This window comes from Streptomyces sp. NPDC001941 (assembly GCF_040296945.1).
Classification (GTDB): Bacteria; Actinomycetota; Actinomycetes; order Streptomycetales; family Streptomycetaceae; genus Streptomyces.
Genome location: NZ_JBEOYE010000005.1, coordinates 215,437 through 231,736, shown reverse-complemented (window position 1 = coordinate 231,736; position 16,300 = coordinate 215,437). Strand labels below are relative to the sequence as shown.

The 16,300-nt window shown below is 72.7% G+C and carries 18 protein-coding genes; 9 read left to right on the top strand and 9 right to left on the bottom strand.

The features are described 5' to 3' along the window. Window positions 1-106: 106 nt before the first annotated feature. A complete protein-coding gene (gene snpA / locus ABT160_RS07280) occupies window positions 107-757 on the top strand; it encodes a snapalysin (RefSeq protein WP_351644658.1) in 651 nt (216 codons plus the stop codon). Between the two features lie 78 nt (window positions 758-835). Here the strand turns inward: snpA and ABT160_RS07275 are convergent, their stop codons facing one another. The 5 genes from ABT160_RS07275 to ABT160_RS07255 form a co-directional block, all read right to left on the bottom strand. Continuing rightward, window positions 836-1,273, bottom strand: a complete 438-nt coding sequence (locus ABT160_RS07275) for a DUF6304 family protein (protein WP_351644656.1) — start codon at window positions 1,271-1,273, stop codon at window positions 836-838. 101 nt (window positions 1,274-1,374) lie between these two features. Beyond that, the gene (locus tag ABT160_RS07270; protein ID WP_351644653.1) at window positions 1,375-1,965 is read right to left on the bottom strand and encodes a dihydrofolate reductase family protein; all 591 of its coding nucleotides are present in this window, start codon (window positions 1,963-1,965) and stop codon (window positions 1,375-1,377) included. 121 nt (window positions 1,966-2,086) lie between these two features. Then, complete coding sequence (locus ABT160_RS07265) at window positions 2,087-2,398, bottom strand: hypothetical protein (RefSeq protein WP_351644651.1); 312 nt, start codon at window positions 2,396-2,398, stop codon at window positions 2,087-2,089. A 206-nt stretch (window positions 2,399-2,604) separates the two neighbouring features. After that, window positions 2,605-3,651, bottom strand: coding sequence for a family 2 encapsulin nanocompartment cargo protein polyprenyl transferase (locus tag ABT160_RS07260; RefSeq protein WP_351644649.1), 1,047 nt, complete (start codon window positions 3,649-3,651; stop codon window positions 2,605-2,607). Between the two features lie 142 nt (window positions 3,652-3,793). Further along, window positions 3,794-5,209, bottom strand: coding sequence for a family 2B encapsulin nanocompartment shell protein (locus tag ABT160_RS07255; RefSeq protein ID WP_351644646.1), 1,416 nt, complete (start codon window positions 5,207-5,209; stop codon window positions 3,794-3,796). Between the two features lie 270 nt (window positions 5,210-5,479). Between ABT160_RS07255 and ABT160_RS07250 the strand changes: the two genes are divergently transcribed. After that, on the top strand, window positions 5,480-6,070 hold the full coding sequence (locus ABT160_RS07250; protein WP_351644645.1) for an N-acetylmuramoyl-L-alanine amidase: 591 nt from the start codon (window positions 5,480-5,482) through the stop codon (window positions 6,068-6,070). An 82-nt stretch (window positions 6,071-6,152) separates the two neighbouring features. Further along, entirely contained in the window at window positions 6,153-7,055 is a 903-nt protein-coding gene (locus ABT160_RS07245; RefSeq protein WP_351644643.1) for a 1-aminocyclopropane-1-carboxylate deaminase/D-cysteine desulfhydrase, read from the top strand. A 55-nt stretch (window positions 7,056-7,110) separates the two neighbouring features. Here ABT160_RS07245 and ABT160_RS07240 read toward each other — a convergent pair whose 3' ends face one another. Then, a complete protein-coding gene (locus ABT160_RS07240; protein WP_351644641.1) occupies window positions 7,111-8,703 on the bottom strand; it encodes a Na+/H+ antiporter in 1,593 nt (530 codons plus the stop codon). A 39-nt stretch (window positions 8,704-8,742) separates the two neighbouring features. Between ABT160_RS07240 and ABT160_RS07235 the strand changes: the two genes are divergently transcribed. The 3 genes from ABT160_RS07235 to ABT160_RS07225 all read left to right on the top strand — a co-directional run bounded on the left by ABT160_RS07235 (window position 8,743) and on the right by ABT160_RS07225 (window position 10,605). Continuing rightward, window positions 8,743-9,003, top strand: coding sequence for a UBP-type zinc finger domain-containing protein (locus ABT160_RS07235; RefSeq protein WP_351644640.1), 261 nt, complete (start codon window positions 8,743-8,745; stop codon window positions 9,001-9,003). A gap of 280 nt (window positions 9,004-9,283) precedes the next feature. Then, window positions 9,284-9,697 (top strand): ATP-binding protein, encoded by a 414-nt coding sequence (locus tag ABT160_RS07230; RefSeq protein ID WP_351644638.1) that lies wholly within the window; start codon window positions 9,284-9,286, stop codon window positions 9,695-9,697. Between the two features lie 20 nt (window positions 9,698-9,717). Next, complete coding sequence (locus ABT160_RS07225; protein ID WP_351644637.1) at window positions 9,718-10,605, top strand: RNA polymerase sigma factor SigF; 888 nt, start codon at window positions 9,718-9,720, stop codon at window positions 10,603-10,605. Between the two features lie 26 nt (window positions 10,606-10,631). Here ABT160_RS07225 and ABT160_RS07220 read toward each other — a convergent pair whose 3' ends face one another. Then, window positions 10,632-11,042, bottom strand: coding sequence for a hypothetical protein (locus ABT160_RS07220; protein WP_351644634.1), 411 nt, complete (start codon window positions 11,040-11,042; stop codon window positions 10,632-10,634). Between the two features lie 79 nt (window positions 11,043-11,121). Between ABT160_RS07220 and ABT160_RS07215 the strand changes: the two genes are divergently transcribed. After that, window positions 11,122-12,090 (top strand): diacylglycerol/lipid kinase family protein, encoded by a 969-nt coding sequence (locus ABT160_RS07215; RefSeq protein ID WP_351644633.1) that lies wholly within the window; start codon window positions 11,122-11,124, stop codon window positions 12,088-12,090. 319 nt (window positions 12,091-12,409) lie between these two features. Further along, complete coding sequence (locus ABT160_RS07210) at window positions 12,410-12,667, top strand: WhiB family transcriptional regulator (RefSeq protein ID WP_003953983.1); 258 nt, start codon at window positions 12,410-12,412, stop codon at window positions 12,665-12,667. A gap of 190 nt (window positions 12,668-12,857) precedes the next feature. On the opposite strand, the gene ABT160_RS07205 is transcribed toward ABT160_RS07210, so the two are convergent. Next, window positions 12,858-14,327, bottom strand: coding sequence for a sensor histidine kinase (locus ABT160_RS07205; protein ID WP_351644701.1), 1,470 nt, complete (start codon window positions 14,325-14,327; stop codon window positions 12,858-12,860). Between the two features lie 371 nt (window positions 14,328-14,698). Further along, the gene (locus tag ABT160_RS07200; RefSeq protein WP_351644630.1) at window positions 14,699-15,292 is read right to left on the bottom strand and encodes a TetR/AcrR family transcriptional regulator; all 594 of its coding nucleotides are present in this window, start codon (window positions 15,290-15,292) and stop codon (window positions 14,699-14,701) included. Window positions 15,293-15,498: 206 nt separating this feature from the next. Here ABT160_RS07200 and nagB point away from each other — a divergent pair, with 206 nt between their 5' ends. After that, a complete protein-coding gene (nagB, locus tag ABT160_RS07195) occupies window positions 15,499-16,284 on the top strand; it encodes a glucosamine-6-phosphate deaminase (protein ID WP_351644628.1) in 786 nt (261 codons plus the stop codon). Window positions 16,285-16,300 lie beyond the last annotated feature (16 nt).

Here is a 16,300-nt window from a genome sequence, read left to right as displayed (position 1 = left end):
GTGGAGCTATCGCCAGCTGACATCATCCGCGCGGGCCCGGGCTCCCCGACACTCTCCGGTACCGGAACGCGTCACCCCGCGCGTTCACGAGATCAGGAGCCCCCACATGAGACACTCCAGGACCGCTCTGTCCGCCGTGCTCGGTCTCGCCGTCGCCGCCGCCCTCGGCGCCGTCCCCGCGACCGCGACCGCCGCCCAGGCCCCCGCCCCCACCGCGGGCTACTCCTCCTACCAGGGTTCGGCCCAGGAGGCCAAGAACAACAAGGCGTTCTTCGACGCGGTCATGAAGTCGGTCGCCGAGCAGCGCGCGGCCAACCCCGGCATCCAGGTCGTCACCGTGTACTACTCCACGGCGAGCGCCCCCAGCTTCCGCAGCCAGATATCCCAGTCCACCCAGATCTGGAACAGCTCGGTCTCCAACGTGAAGCTGGCCGAGCGCTCCTCCAGCCCCAACTTCCGCTACTACGAGGGCAATGACTCGCGCGGCTCGTACGCCAGCACCAACGGCCACGGCAGCGGCTACATCTTCCTGGACTACCGGCAGAACCAGCAGTACAACTCCACCCGCGTGACGGCCCACGAGACCGGCCACGTGCTCGGCCTGCCCGACCACTACTCGGGTCCGTGCAGCGAGCTGATGTCCGGCGGCGGCCCGGGCACCTCGTGCCAGAACGCCTACCCGAACGCGCAGGAGCGCTCCCGCGTCAACCAGCTGTGGGCCAACGGCCTGGCCTCCGCGCTGGCCGCGGTGAAGTAGGCGAACACCGTACCGACGCACGCCGGAGCGCCCCGCGACCAGGTCGTCGCGGGGCGCTCCCCGTGGGGGACGGCGGGCTCAGGCGTGCGCGGAGACCCGCGACAGCTCGACGCCGGGCGGCAGTTGGCGCCGGATGCGGTCCAGCGCCTCGGCCAGGTCGCCGTCCACGACCCCCGACTCGTACGCGGCCCCGCCGAAGTGCAGGGTGGCGTTGAGGTCCGCCCGCTCGGGCGCACCGGCCCGGCCGGGCTCGCCCAGCGCCAGCAGGCAGCTGAGGGTGGCGCGGTGCTCCGCGCCGTCCGCGCTGACGGGCAGCGGGAGGTCCCACTCCAGGACGCACCCGGCCAGCGCCGTGCCCGTACCCGTCTCGCCGAGGGCGGCGAACGAGTCGCCCCCGTACTCCACACCCCTGATGCGGGTGGACACCTGCCGCCCGCGTGCCGTGATCACGATCGATTCCGCACCGCGGCGGTCCCGGTACCAGCCGGCCCAGACTTCCGTCGACTCCGATGACATGGCGCGGACTGTAGCGGTAGGACGGCCTCCGGTGTGCGCCAGCACCCCTCGGGGGCGCCGACTTGGGTGGTTCTCGCCGTGGTTGATGCTTTCGCGCCGCCTCAGGGCCGGACGCGGGAGTACGTGCGCACGATCACGCCGTTGCCGAACACCCGGCACTCCTCCAGGGCGAACGCGGCGGGCGAGGAGCCCGCGCCGAACATCGGCAGGCCCGCGCCGTACACCTCGGGGTAGGTCTTCACGACCAGCTCGTCGACCTCGTCGAACAGGCTGCCCGCGACCTTCGAGCCGCCGCACAGCCAGATGCCCAGCGGGCCGTCCTCCGCCTTGAGTTCGCGGACCCGCTCGACCAGCCGGTCGCCGTGCACCAGCTCGACGCGGGGGTGCGGGGACTCCGTCAGGGTGCGCGAGGCGACGATCTCCCGCAGGTGTCCGTAGGGGCTGGGGAAGCCGGCGTCCAGGCCGAGCCGGTAGCTGCCGGTGCCCTGGATCACGGTGTCGAAGCGCCGGTTGGGCACCCCGTCGACGCCGAGCGCCTTGCGGCCCTCCTCCGCGATGGTGTCCGGGTACCGGTCGGTGAGGTACTCCAGGAACTCCCCGTCGACGTACTTCATCATCGAGGAGGCGTCGCCGTCGGGGTCGGCGATGAAGCCGTCGACGGAGCAGGCGACGAAGTAGGTGAGCGTGCGCAAGTGAGCCTCGGTGTCTCTCGGGGGCAGGACGCCGCGGCACGCCCGGCGTGCCGCGGAAGCAGAACCACTGCACTCATAGTGCTTCACTCGCAGTGGTTCTGCAACTCCCCCGTCCCCTCGGTCAGCCGCCGACGTTCGTCTTGTTCACCAGCGGCACGTCGGCCGCCGCCTTGTCCAGCACCCGGCCCGCCGCGTCGCTCACCTGGCGGGCGGTGCCGTCGAGGTCGACCGGCTTCTTGACGTCGCCGTGCACCGGCGCCGCCACGTTGGCCAGTTCGCCGCCGTCACCGAGGGCGCCGCGCGCGGCGGCCCGGTTCCCGGCGGGGGCGCCGTCGGGCACGTCATGGGGCGCGGCCGACGCGGCACCGGGCGCGGCGAGGACGATCAGGGCAGCCGAGGCCGCGGCGCCGAGGGTCTGGCGGGCAGGGAACACGGGCTTTTCCTTCCGGAACGCACAGCAGGGGTGGTTCGCGGAAGTTGTACGGCCCCGGACCCGCCCGCGGCCCGCTATCGCCCCGCCGTGGGCGCGCCGGGCCCACTTGCAGATGACCGTCGGCACGACAGGCCGATGAGCGCCCTCCCTACTTGCCGATCATCGAACCGCCTGCCGGTCGCCGAAGGACCGCGTCGGCGCGCCGCTCAGCGGGTGCGCCGCGTGACGTACTCCGCCAGCGACAGCAGGTCCCCGGCCGCCGCCAGGTCCGGCACCGCGCGCGACAGCTGCTGCACCGCGCGGGCCATCCGGTCCGCCGCCTGCGCCTGCGCCCAGTCGCGCCCGCCCGCCTCCTCCACGGCCCGCACGGCCCGCGCCAGCTCCGCGCCCGCCAGCGGGCGTTCGTACAGCTCCGCCAGCTCCGCGCCCGCCCGGGTGCCCGAGCCGAGCGCCATCACCACCGGCAGCGACTTCTTGTGGGCCACCAGGTCCGCCCCCGCGGGCTTCCCGGTGCGCTCCGGGTCCCCCCAGATGCCGATCAGGTCGTCGATCAGCTGGAAGGCGAGCCCCGCCTCGCGTCCGAAGGCGTCCATGGCGGCCACCTCCTCCTCCCCCGCGCCCGCGTACAGGGCGCCCAGCGCGCACGAACAGCCCAGCAGCGCACCGGTCTTGGCGGTCGCCATGGCGACGACCTCGTCCAGCGCGACCTCGCGCGGCGGGCGCCGCTCGAAGGCCACGTCCGCCTGCTGGCCCGCGCACAGCTCGATCACGCACGAGGAGACCCGGGACGCGGCCGCCGCGGACGCCGGGTGGGGGTCGTCGGCGAGCAGCCGCAGCGCCAGCGCGGCCATGGCGTCGCCCGCGAGCAGCGCGTCCGGCATCCCGAACACCGTCCAGGCGGTGGGCCGGTGCCTGCGGGTGCGGTCGTCGTCGATGATGTCGTCGTGCAGCAGCGTGAAGTTGTGCACGAGCTCCACGGCCGCCGCCGCCCGCACCGCGAGCCGCGGCTCGCCGCCGAGCGCCCGGGCGCCGGCCAGCACCAGGGCGGGGCGGATCGCCTTGCCGGCCTGCCCGGCGGCCGGGGTGCCGTCGGCGTGCTCCCAGCCGAAGTGGTACATCGCCACCCGCCGCATGGAGCCGGGCAGTGACTGGACGGCGGCCCGCAGCCGCGGGTCGACCGTCGTGCGCGTGCGGTCCAGGAGCGCGGCCGCGCCCTGCCCGTCCGTCGCCGGGTCGGTACTGGTCGTGGTCACGGTGCCCTTCCTGGCCTGGGGACGTCCGGGCGGACGTCCCTGGGGAGGGTGCGGCGGGCCGCCGGGACGGGACGGGCCCGCCGCACCGTACGCGGGGCGCTGGTGGGGTGCCGGGACACGGCCGGGGCCGTGTCCCGAATCCCTAGCGCCAGCGGCTGACCTCGACGTTCTCCAGGACGCCCAGGGCGTCCGGGACGAGGATCGCGGCCGAGTAGTAGGCGGTGACCAGGTACGAGATGATCGCCTGCTCGTCGATGCCCATGAAGCGCACCGAGAGGCTCGGCTCGATCTCGTCCGGCAGGCCGGTCTGGTGCAGGCCGATGACGCCCTGCTCGGACTCGCCGGTGCGCATGCACAGGATCGAGGTGGTGCGGTTCTCGGAGATGGGGATCTTGTTGCACGGGAAGATCGGCACGCCGCGCCAGGTCGGGATGCGGTTGCCGTTGACGTCGATGGACTCGGGCACCAGGCCGCGCCGGTTGCACTCGCGCCCGAAGGCGGCGATGGCGCGCGGGTGGGCGAGGAACAGCTTGGACCCGCGCCGCCGGGAGAGCAGCTCGTCCATGTCGTCGGGGCCGGGCACGCCGTCGTGCGGCTGGAGGCGCTGGGAGTAGTCGCAGTTGGCCAGCAGGCCGAACTCCCGGTTGTTGACCAGCTCGTGCTCCTGGCGCTCGCGCAGCGCCTCGACGGTGAGCCGCAGCTGCTGCTCGGTCTGGTTCATCGGCTGGTTGTAGAGGTCGGCGACGCGGCTGTGCACCTTCAGCACGGTCTGGGCGACGCTGAGTTCGTACTCGCGCGGCGAGGCGTCGTAGTCGACGTAGGTGTGCGGGACGACGGCCTCGCCGACGTGGCCCGCGGAGAGGTCGATCGCCTTCTCGCCGTAGTTGTTGGTGCGCTGGTGGGGCAGCGCGGCCAGGCCGGCCAGGTGCTGGGCCAGCGACTCGGCCCGGTCGGCCAGGTTGACCACGTCGTCGCGGGTGAGTTCGAGGACGGTGCAGGCGGTGGCGGCGCGGGAGGTGTGCTCCCAGGTGGCGTCCCGCTCGACCAGCGAGTGGTCGCCGAAGTACGCCCCGTCCGCCAGGACTTCGAGGACCGCCTCGTCGCCGTAGGGCCCGGTGCCGACCTGTTCGACGCGGCCGTGCGCGAGCAGGAAGACCCGGTCGGCGGGGGTCCCCTCCTCGGCGATGACCTGTCCGGCGGCGTACTCCCGCTGCACGCAGCGGTTGGCGAGCTCGGCCAGCGCCGCCTCGTCGTCGAAATCGCGCAGCACCGGCAGCTCGCCGAGCTCGGCGGGGATCACCGAGACCCGCTCGCCGGTCTGCACGAAGGTCACCCGGCCGTCCCCGACCGAGTAGCTGAGCCGCCGGTTCACCCGGTACGTACCGCCCTGGACCTGGGTCCAGGGGAGCATGCGCAGCAGCCACCTGGAGGTGATCTCCTGCATCTGCGGCGCCGACTTGGTGGTGGTCGCCAGGTTCCGCGCGGCTGCGGTGCCGAGGGACTGCTGCGGCGCCGCGTTTTCCGTGCGTACCTCGTCGCCAACCGAACCGACCGACATGGGCACTTCCTCCCGATCATGAGCTGAACGGGACGAGAGCTTTCCAGTGCTCCACGTGCTCGCGCCATTACACGAAGGAGTGGGACTGAAGTGACTCCAGTGGGGCAGAAAACATCGTTTCTGCACTCTGTTTCACTCGACTGGCGTACGGCCGAAAACCCCGTCCCACCTGTCCGGATCGGCTCGCACGACAACCGAACGAATCACCTCGGACGCACTCCCTCCGATACAAGCTGCGTACACGTTCCTACGCACACAGAGGAGGCGGCCATGGCCTCACCCATGTCCGCGGGCGGCTTCCTGGACGCCCTGCGCGCCGAGGGCCTGACGGTGGTCCAGGTCGGCGAGTGGCGCACCCACAACCGCAACCACAAGGGGCCCTGGGGCCCGGTCAACGGCGTGATGGTCCACCACACGGTCACCCGCGGCACCGACACCACGGTGCGGATCTGCTACGACGGCTACGAGGCCCTGCCCGGACCGCTCTGCCACGGCGTGATCGCCAAGGACGGCTCGGTCCACCTGGTCGGCTACGGCCGCGCCAACCACGCCGGGCTCGGCGACGACGACGTACTGCGCGCGGTGATCGCCGAGAAGGGCCTGCCGCCGGTCAACGAGGCGAACACGGACGGCAATCCGCACTTCTACGGCTTCGAGTGCGAGAACCTCGGCGACGGCGAGGACCCCTGGCCCGAGGCGCAGCTTGAGGCGATCGAGAAGGCCGCCGCCGCGATCTGCCGCCACCACGGCTGGACCGCGCGCTCGGTGATCGGGCACAAGGAGTGGCAGCCGGGCAAGGTGGATCCGCGCGGCTTCTCGATGGACGACATGCGGGCCAGGATCACCGCCCGGCTGAAGTGATCCGGGTCCCCCCGGAGTGACCCGGGTCCCCCGGCCGTCCCCGCCGTCGCCCGCGGGGCGGCGGAGCGGGGACAATGACCTGGTGAACGCGCTCGACCCGGCCTCCCTCGCCCCCCGGCTGCCCTCCCCGCTGCAGCCGGTCGAGGACGAGCGCTTCACCCGGCGCGGGGTGCGCCTGCTGCTCAAGCGGGACGACCTGATCCACCCCGACCTGCCGGGCAACAAGTGGCGCAAGCTGGCGCCCAACCTGGCGGCCGCCGCCGGGCGGCCGGTCGTCACCTTCGGCGGCGCGTACTCCAACCACCTGCGGGCCACCGCCGCCGCCGGCCGCCTCCTGGGCTTCCCCACGGTCGGCGTCGTACGGGGCGAGGAGCTGGCCGGCCGCCCGCTCAACCCCTCGCTGGCCCGGTGCGCGGCGGACGGCATGCGCCTGGAGTTCGTGGACCGCGCCGCGTACCGCGCCAAGCGCGACCCCGGGACGCTGGCCCGGATCCTGCGCGCGGCGGGCGCCGAGGACGCCTACGTGGTCCCCGAGGGCGGCTCCAACGCGCTGGCGGCCCGCGGCTGCCGGGAGCTGGGCCTGGAGCTGCGCGGGAAGGCCGACGTGGCGGCGGTGGCCTGCGGCACGGGCGGCACCCTGGCGGGCCTGGCGGCCGGTCTGGGGCCCTCGGGGCGGGCGCTGGGCGTCCCGGTGCTCAGGGGCGGCTTCCTGGGCGCGGAGGTGCGCGCGCTGCAGCGGGAGGCGTTCGGGGGCCCGGCCGGCGCGTGGAGCCTGGAGGAGCGCTTCCACTGCGGCGGGTACGCGCGCACGACCCCGGAACTGCACGCGTTCGCGGACGACTTCGACGAACGGCATGAAGTCGCCATCGAGCGGTTGTATGTGGCCAAAATGCTGCTGGCGCTGACCACGCTCACCGAGGAGGGCGCCTTCCCGCCCGGCACGGTGCTCGCCGCGGTGGTCACGGGCCGCCCCGACCCGTCCTGAGGACGGCTCCCCGGCCGGGGGCGGGCCGTCAGCCGCGCTGGCCGGGCGCGGGCCGTCAGTCCTCCTCGCGGTAGGCCGCCGCCTCCTCCAGGTCCAGCCGGCGCAGCAGGGTGCGCATCATCTCGTCGTCGATGCGCCGCTCGTCGCGCAGCCGTACGAACACCTCGCGCTCGGCCGAGATCATCTCCCGGGACAGCCGCCGGTAGGTGTCGTCGGCGGACTCCCCGGTGACCGCGTTGGCCGTGCCGAGCCGCTCCCACACCGCGTTGCGCCGCCGCTCCAGGACCGTGCGCAGCCGCTCGGCGAGCGGGCCAGGCAGCGCGTTGGCCCCGTCGGCGAGCAGCTCGTCGAGCCGGGCCTCGGCGGCCCGTGACGCCTCGCTCTGGGCCTGCGCCTCGGCGAGCGTCTCGGCCCGGGCGTCGCGGCCGGGGACCTTGAGCAGCCGGATCAGCGGCGGCAGCGTCAGCCCCTGGACGACCAGGGTGCCGATGACCGTGGTGAAGGTCAGGAAGAGGACCAGGTTGCGCGCCGGGAACGGCTCGCCGTCCGTGGCGACCGGGATGGAGAAGGCGACGGCGAGCGAGACGACGCCGCGCATCCCGGCCCAGCCGACGACCACCGGCGCGGTCCAGTTCACCCCGGGCTCGCGCTCCCTGACCCGCTGCGAGAGGGCACGCGGCAGGAAGGTGGCGGGGAAGACCCAGACGAACCGCATCACCACGACCGCGGCGAACACCCCGGCCGCGTACCCGGCCAGCTCGCCCGCCCCGTACGGCCCGAGCTCCCTGACGACGTACGGGAGCTGGAGGCCGATCAGCGCGAACACCGCGGACTCCAGGACGAAGGCGACCACCTTCCAGACGGCCGCCTCCTGCAGCCGGGTGGCGAAGTCCACCTGCCAGGAGCGGTGGCCCAGGTAGAGGCCGACGACGACCACGGCGAGCACCCCGGAGGCGCCGACCTGCTCGGCCGCCGCGTACGCGACGAAGGGCACCAGCAGGGAGAGGGTGTTCTGCAGCAGCGCCTCCTTCAGGCAGCGGCGCAGCCAGTGCAGGGGGACCATCAGGACCAGGCCCACGCCGATGCCGCCGACGGCCGCCAGTCCGAACTCGCGGATGCCGCCCGCCCAGCTGACGCCCTCGCCGACGACCGCGGCCAGCGCCACCTTGTAGGCGGTGATCGCGGTCGCGTCGTTGACCAGGGACTCCCCCTGGAGGATGGTCGTGATCCGGTTCGGCAGCCCCAGCCTGCGGGCGATCGCGGTCGCCGCGACCGCGTCCGGCGGCGCCACCACGGCGCCCAGCACCAGCGCGGCGGTCAGCGGCAGGTCCGGCACCAGCAGGAAGGCGAGGTAACCCACCGTGACCGTCGCGAAGAGCACGTAGCCCACGGAGAGCAGCGCGACGGGCCGCAGGTTGGCCCGCAGGTCCAGGTAGGAGGACTCCAGCGCGGCCGTGTGCAGCAGCGGCGGCAGGATCAGCGGGAGCACGACGTGCGGGTCCAGCGTGTAGTCCGGGCAGCCCGGGACGTACGAGGCGGCGAGCCCGGCCGCCACCAGCAGCAGCGGCGCGGGCACGGGCGTGCGCCGGGCCGCCCCGGCCACCGCCGCGCTCGCGGCCACCAGTACCACCAGCGGCAATGCGTCCATGTCGGGTCCCTGTCTCGTGCGCGACGTAACCTGGCCATCATGAGCGAGTGCCCGCACCTTGCAGAACTCCCGCGCCCCGAGCCCGCGCCGCTGGGTGACACCTGCCCGGAGTGCCTGGCCGCCGGGACCCACCCCGTCCAGCTGCGGCTCTGCCTGACCTGCGGGCACGTCGGCTGCTGCGACTCCTCGGCCGGCCGGCACGCCACCGGGCACCACGAGAGCACCGGTCACCCGGTGATGCGCACCTTCGAACCGGGCGAGGACTGGCGCTGGTGCTTCGTGGACGGTTCGATCGTCTGACGCCTGGGTACGTCACCCCGGTCGACCCCGTCGGACCGTCGTGGAAGCACTGCCAAACCGCCTCCGGTCGCCCCCAATTGGGACCCGCAGACCCCTAGCCACTGTCCGTACTCATGGGCTTACATTGAGTGACAGTCGCGGGGCCGGGGGTCCCGACGACAGGGCACCATGGATCGCGATAGCGTCACGGCGGACCGCGCGACGTCGCGCACCGCCCGGCTCCGGGGACCTCCCCCTTCCCCCGAGCCCCGAACGAGCTTGTGCCACCTTGGAGGTGAGGGTGTCCCAGATCGCAGGCGAGCCCGGGACCCAGGACTTCGTGGAAGTCCGGCTGCCCGCTGCGGGTGCCTACCTGTCCGTGCTGCGTACGGCCACGGCCGGTCTCGCGGCGCGCTTGGACTTCACCCTCGACGAGATCGAGGACTTGCGCATCGCGGTCGACGAGGCCTGCGCGATCCTGCTCCAGCAGGCCGTGCCCGGCTCCGTACTGAGCTGTGTGTTCCGGCTGGTCGACGACTCGCTGGAGGTGACCGTCTCGGCGCCCACCACCGACGGCCGCGCCCCGGAGCGCGACACCTTCGCCTGGACGGTGCTGTCGGCGCTGGCCGGACAGGTCGACTCCTCGGTCGCTGAGGACCGCACGGTCTCCATCAGCCTCTACAAGAAGCGCGGCGCGGGACCCGGGCCGGCGTGAGAAGCAGCGGGGAGGGTCCCGTGCGGAACGAGCTACGACCGCCGGCCGGCATCCCGGAACAGCAGGCACGGCCGCACCCGACGGTGGACGCGGCGGAGCACGTGGAGCGGGCGGCCGATATGAGCGAGCACGAACGGCACCACCAGCACGACCCGCACGATCGCAGCGGGGCGCGGGCGATGTTCGTCGAGCTGCGGGACCTCCCGCAGGGCTCGCCGGAGCGGGCGGAGCTGCGCAACCAGCTGGTACGGATGCACCTGCCGCTGGTGGAGCACCTGGCGCGGCGGTTCCGCAACCGCGGCGAGCCGCTGGACGACCTGACCCAGGTCGCGACGATCGGCCTGATCAAGTCGGTGGACCGGTTCGACCCGGAGCGCGGCGTGGAGTTCTCCACGTACGCCACCCCGACGGTCGTCGGCGAGATCAAGCGGCACTTCCGCGACAAGGGCTGGGCGGTGCGGGTGCCGCGGCGGCTGCAGGAGCTGCGCCTGGCGCTGACCACGGCCACCGCCGAGCTGTCCCAGCTGCACGGGCGCTCGCCCACGGTGCACGAGCTGGCGGAGCGGCTGGGGATCTCCGAGGAGGAGGTCCTGGAGGGCCTGGAGTCGGCGAACGCCTACTCCACGCTGTCGCTGGACGTGCCGGACACGGACGACGAGTCCCCGGCGGTCGCGGACACCCTGGGCGCGGAGGACGAGGCGCTGGAGGGCGTCGAGTACCGCGAGTCGCTCAAGCCGCTCCTGGAGGACCTGCCGCCCCGCGAGAAGCGGATCCTGCTGCTGCGCTTCTTCGGGAACATGACCCAGTCGCAGATCGCGCAGGAGGTCGGCATCTCGCAGATGCACGTCTCCCGGCTGCTGGCCCGCACGCTGGCCCAGCTGCGCGAGAAGCTCCTGGTGGAGGAGTAGCCCCTCCCCGGCAGCCCCTCCCGGTGCTACGCGCCGCCGCGGCCGCGGATGCCCAGGGCGTCCGTGGTCTCCCGGTGCAGGATCGTCACCAGGCCCGCCACCGCGAGGACGGCCAGCACGATCCCGGCCGGGATCAGCGCGCCGTCCGCGCGCAGCAGCGTCCACGCCACCGGCAGCGCCATGATCTGGGTGATCAGCGCCGGGCCCCGGCTCCAGCTCCGGCGCAGCAGCAGGCCGCGGGCGGCGAGCAGCGGGATGAGGCCGAGCACCAGCATGGTCACGCCGCCGGTCTCGGCCTGGACGGTGTCGTCCGGGCTCCCGGTGAGTCCGGACACCAGCATGTAGAGGCCGCCGGCGAAGAGGGCCAGGGCCTCCAGGGCGCACACCGCCGCGGCGGCGGTCACTCGGGCGGGGCGGTTCTGCTCTGTGCTGCTCACCCTTGCAGGGTAGCCCTCGGCCGCCGGGCGCCCGGGGCGGGACTGTGCCCGGTACCGCTCGGTAGGTAATCTGGCGCCCATGCGCGCACTCCTCGTGGTCAACCCGGCAGCAACCACCACCAGTGCCCGCGTACGTGACGTACTGATCCACGCGCTCGCCAGCGAGATGAAGCTGGAGGCGGTGACCACCGAGTACCGCGGCCACGCCCGTGACCTGGGCCGCCGGGCCGCCGAGTCGCGGGACATCGAGCTGGTGGTGGCGCTCGGTGGCGACGGGACCGTCAACGAGGTCGTCAACGGACTGCTGCACGACGGACCCGATCCGGAGGGCCTGCCCCGCCTCGCGGTGGTCCCGGGGGGTTCCACCAACGTCTTCGCCCGCGCCCTCGGGCTGCCCAACGACCCGGTCGAGGCGACCGGCGCGATCCTGGACGCCCTGGAGTCGCGCCGGGAGCGGACCATCAGCCTCGGCCTGGCGTCGGGGACGCCGGGCACCGAGGACGAGGCGGTGCCCGCGCGCTGGTTCACGTTCTGCGCGGGGTACGGGTTCGACGCGGGCGTGATCGGCCGGGTCGAACAGCAGCGGGAGCGCGGCAAGCGCTCCACGCACGCGCTCTACCTCCGCCAGGTGGTGCGTCAGCTGATGGAGGAGCCGCACCGCAGACACGGCACGATCTCGCTGGAGCGCCTGGGCGAGGAGGCCGTCCAGGAGCTGGTGATGTCGATAGTCTGCAACACCTCCCCCTGGACCTACCTGGGCAACCGCCCGGTGTACGCGTCCCCCGAGGCGTCCTTCGAGACCGCCCTGGACGTGCTGGGGCTGACCCGCCTCTCGACCCCTGCGGTGGCCCGGTATGCGACCCAGCTGCTGACCTCCACGCCGGAGCGCGGCCCGCACGGGAAGCACGCCGTTTCCCTGCACGACCAGACCGACTTCACCTTGCATTCGAAGGTCCCCCTCCCCTTCCAGATGGACGGAGACCACCTCGGACTGCGCACCAGCGTGACGTTCACAGGCGTTCGCCGTGCACTGCGTGTGATTGTGTGAGTGGAAGGGCCTAAAGTCCTTTCAGTCGAACGTTTAGGCTGGCATCCACCCCATGGAAGTACGGCTGTGACGCAGTCGACACCGAGGAATCAAAAAAAACTTTCCGGAAGGGGTTGTATCCGCCGCCGAGGTTTGCGAGTCTCTTCTTGGCGATCGGGACGGCCCGCAGCACCGGCCTCCCTGAGAACCAGAACCCCTCCTCATTCAAGGACCACACCAGTTTTGCGACTGGCAGTCGGCCCTTCCCTTGCGGGGGGATTCGTGAAAGCGTTCACATTCACAAGCAACCTGCCAGCAATACCTAGGAGATGGAGCAGACATGGACTGGCGTCACAACGCCGTTTGCCGCGAGGAAGACCCCGAGCTGTTCTTCCCCATCGGCAACACCGGTCCTGCGCTGCTGCAGATCGAGGAAGCGAAGGCCGTCTGCCGTCGCTGCCCCGTCATGGAGCAGTGCCTGCAGTGGGCGCTCGAGTCCGGCCAGGACTCCGGCGTCTGGGGTGGCCTCAGCGAGGACGAGCGCCGTGCGATGAAGCGCCGCGCCGCTCGCAACCGGGCGCGCAACGCCAGCGCCTGAACCGCCACCGCGACGAGCCCGAGCCAGGCGGCGCGTACGCAGCGTACGCACTGACCCGCCTCCCGAGCCGCAGCGCGCAGCAGTAACACACCAAGCGTTCGAGCCCCGGACCGATTCCGATCGGTCCGGGGCTCGCTGCTGTGCGGGGCCGGGCGCGGGACCCGGGGGCCGCCGCCGGGTGCGGGGGCCGCTACTTCTGCGGGCGTACCGGTATGTCGAGCACCACCCGGGTGCCGCGCTCGGGGCCGGGCTGCATGTCGAACGTACCGCCCAACTCCCCCTCCACCAGCGTCCGTACGATCTGCAGGCCCAGGTTGCCCGCGCGCTGCGGGTCGAACCCCTCGGGCAGGCCCCGGCCGTCGTCCAGGACCGTGATGAGCAGCCGGGCGTCATCGGCGCGGGCGTCGCCGCGCACCGCCGCGACCTCGACGGTCCCCTGCTCACCGGGGGCGAATGCGTGCTCCAGGGCGTTCTGCAGGACCTCGGTGAGGACCATCGAGAGCGGGGTGGCGACCTCCGCGTCCAGGATGCCGAAGCGGCCGGTGCGCCGGCAGGTGACCTTGCCGGGCGAGATCTCCGCGACCATCGAGATCACCCGGTCGGCGATCTCGTCGAACTCCACCCGCTCGTCCAGGTTCTGCGAGAGCGTCTCGTGCACGATCGCGATCGAACCGACGCGCCGCACGGCCTCGTTGAGGGCCTCGCGGCCCCGGTCGGAGTCCATCCTGCGGGCCTGCAGGCGCAACAGCGCGGCGACCGTCTGGAGGTTGTTCTTCACCCGGTGGTGGATCTCCCGGATGGTGGCGTCCTTGGTGATCAACTCGCGCTCGCGGCGGCGCAGTTCGGTGACGTCGCGCAGCAGCACCAGGGAGCCGATGCGGCTGCCCTTGGGCTTGAGCGGGATGGCGCGCAGCTGGATGACGCCGCCGCTGCCCTCGACCTCGGTCTCCCGGGGGGCGTAGCCGCTGGCCAGTTTGACCAGGGCCTCGTCCACCGGGCCGCGGGAGGGCGCCAGTTCGGCGGTGATCTGGCCCAGGTGCTGGCCGACCAGGTCGGCGGCGAGGCCGAGCCGGTGGTAGGCGGAGAGGGCGTTGGGGGACGCGTACTGCACGACGCCGTCCGCGTCCAGCCGGATCAGCCCGTCACCGGCCCGCGGCGAGGCGTCCATGTCGACCTGCTGGCCCGGGAAGGGGAAGGTGCCGGCCGCGATCATCTGGGCCAGGTCGGAGGCCGACTGGAGGTAGGTGAGCTCAAGGCGGGAGGGGGTGCGCACGGTGAGCAGGTTGGTGTTGCGGGCGATCACTCCGAGTACCCGGCCCTCGCGGCGCACCGGGATGGACTCCACCCGGACCGGGACCTCCTCGCGCCACTCGGGGTCGCCCTCGCGCACGATCCGGCCCTCGTCCAGGGCGGCGTCGAGCAGCGGGCGGCGGCCGCGCGGCACCAGGTGGCCGACCATGTCGTCGTGGTAGGAGGTGGGGCCGGTGTTGGGCCGCATCTGGGCCACCGAGACGTACCGGGTGCCGTCGAGGGTGGGCACCCAGAGCACCAGGTCGGCGAAGGACAGGTCGGAGAGCAGCTGCCACTCCGAGACCAGCAGGTGGAGCCATTCGAGGTCCGACTCGCTCAGGGCGGTGTGCTGGCGTACGAGGTCGTTCATGGAGGGCACGTGTGCGAGCGTACCCGCGGATCGAACCCGGTGGCGCTCGGGTGCGTGTTGGAGGATGGGCCGGGAATTCGGTCCTGCGTATGGATGGACAGACCAGAATGGTCTAGTCCACAATGCAGGAGTAAAGCCTCCGCCCTCCCCGCACAGGAAGGCGGACGAGGTACCCGGCGCTCTCTGCCCTGACCGCGCCGAGGCCTCCCCCACGGCCCCGGGACCGCACACCCGGAGGCCGGGCAACTCCGGGCTGCGGTGCCGGACGGGCTGAGGGTCCCGTCGGGCGCCGCGGCCCGCGGGTATTTCCGGGCGCTTTTCCGCGTCCCCTTCCACGCGCCTCGCGCCGCCTCACCGCCGTAATGCCGGCGCTATTGCGGCCAGGCCTTCATGGCCGTTTCCGCAATGGCCTCCAGGTCCGCCAATTCGGCCCCGTCGCGCGACTGTTGGGACATTCCCTGGAGTACGGCGCCGTAGAAGCGGGCGAGCGCGCACAGGTCGTTCCCCGGGGCCAGGTCGCCCTCCGCGACGCCCCGGCGCAGCCGCTCCTCGAACAGCGCGAGATTGGCGTTGCGGCGCTCGCGCAGGGCGTCGCGGACCTCGGGGGTGCCGCAGTTCACCGCGGCGGTGATCATCAGGCAGCCGTGCGGGCGGCCGGGGACGGTGAAGACCTCCGCCGCCTCGCGCAGCATCCGGGCGAAGGCGGCGCGGGCGGTCGGCTCCTGGTCGAAGGCGGCGCCCCCGTAGGACCCGTAGCCGGCCGCGTAGGCCTCGACGACCTCGGCGAACAGGGCCCGCTTGTCGCCGAAGGCGGCGTACAGGCTGGGCGCGGCGATGCCCAGGGCGCGGGTGAGGTCGGCGACGGAGGTGTTCTCGTAGCCGTGCTCCCAGAACACCAGGACGGCCCGCTGGAGCGCCGCGTCCCGGTCGAACGAGCGCGGCCTGCCGCGCTGCTTCGTGGTCATGGCGCCTATTTTATAGCGGGCGCTACGGAAAGTGCCCCGGGTGGCCGCTCGCGGGCGGCGGGCCGACCATGGGAGGGTGCCCGGCCGTCGGCGGAGCGTCACCGTCCAGCCACCGGAACGCCGCGTCCGGGAAGGAGCGTCTCTGCTAGATTGGTCTATACCATAGGAGACTTCTCCCCGTCACTCACCAGATCGGCAGGCCCAGCGTGGAAGTTGTCATCGTCCCGGACGCCAAGGCAGGCGGCGAGCTGATCGCGGAGGGCATCGCCGACCTCCTGCGCCGCAAGCCCGACGCCCTGCTCGGTGTCGCCACCGGCTCGACCCCGCTGCCCATCTACGAGGCCCTGAAGGCCAAGGTCGACGCGGGCTCCGTGGACGCCTCGCGCGCCCGCATCGCCCAGCTGGACGAGTACGTCGGCCTGCCCACCGGCCACCCCGAGTCCTACCGCGCCACCGTGCTGCGCCAGGTCGTGGAGCCGCTGGGGCTGTCCGAGGAGTCCTTCCTGGGCCCCGACGGCTCCGCGGCGGACGTCCAGGCGGCCTGCGAGGCGTACGACAAGGCGCTGGTGGACGCCGGCGGCGTGGACCTGCAGATCCTGGGCATCGGCACCGACGGGCACATCGGCTTCAACGAGCCCTGCTCCTCGCTCGCCTCGCGCACCCGGATCAAGACGCTGACCCAGCAGACCATCGACGACAACGCGCGCTTCTTCGACGGCGACACCGCCCAGGTCCCGCGCCACGTCATCACCCAGGGCATCGGCACCATCCTGGAGGCCCGCCACCTGGTGCTCCTCGCCACCGGCGAGGGCAAGGCCGAGGCCGTCGCGCAGACCGTGGAGGGCCCGGTCGCCGCCCTGGTGCCGGCCTCCGCGCTCCAGCTGCACCCGCACGCCACGGTGGTGGTCGACGAGGCCGCCGCCTCCAAGCTGAAGCTCGCGGACTACTTCCGCCACACCTTCGTCAACAAGCCGGACTGGCAGGGCATCTGAGCCCCGCCCGGCCCGC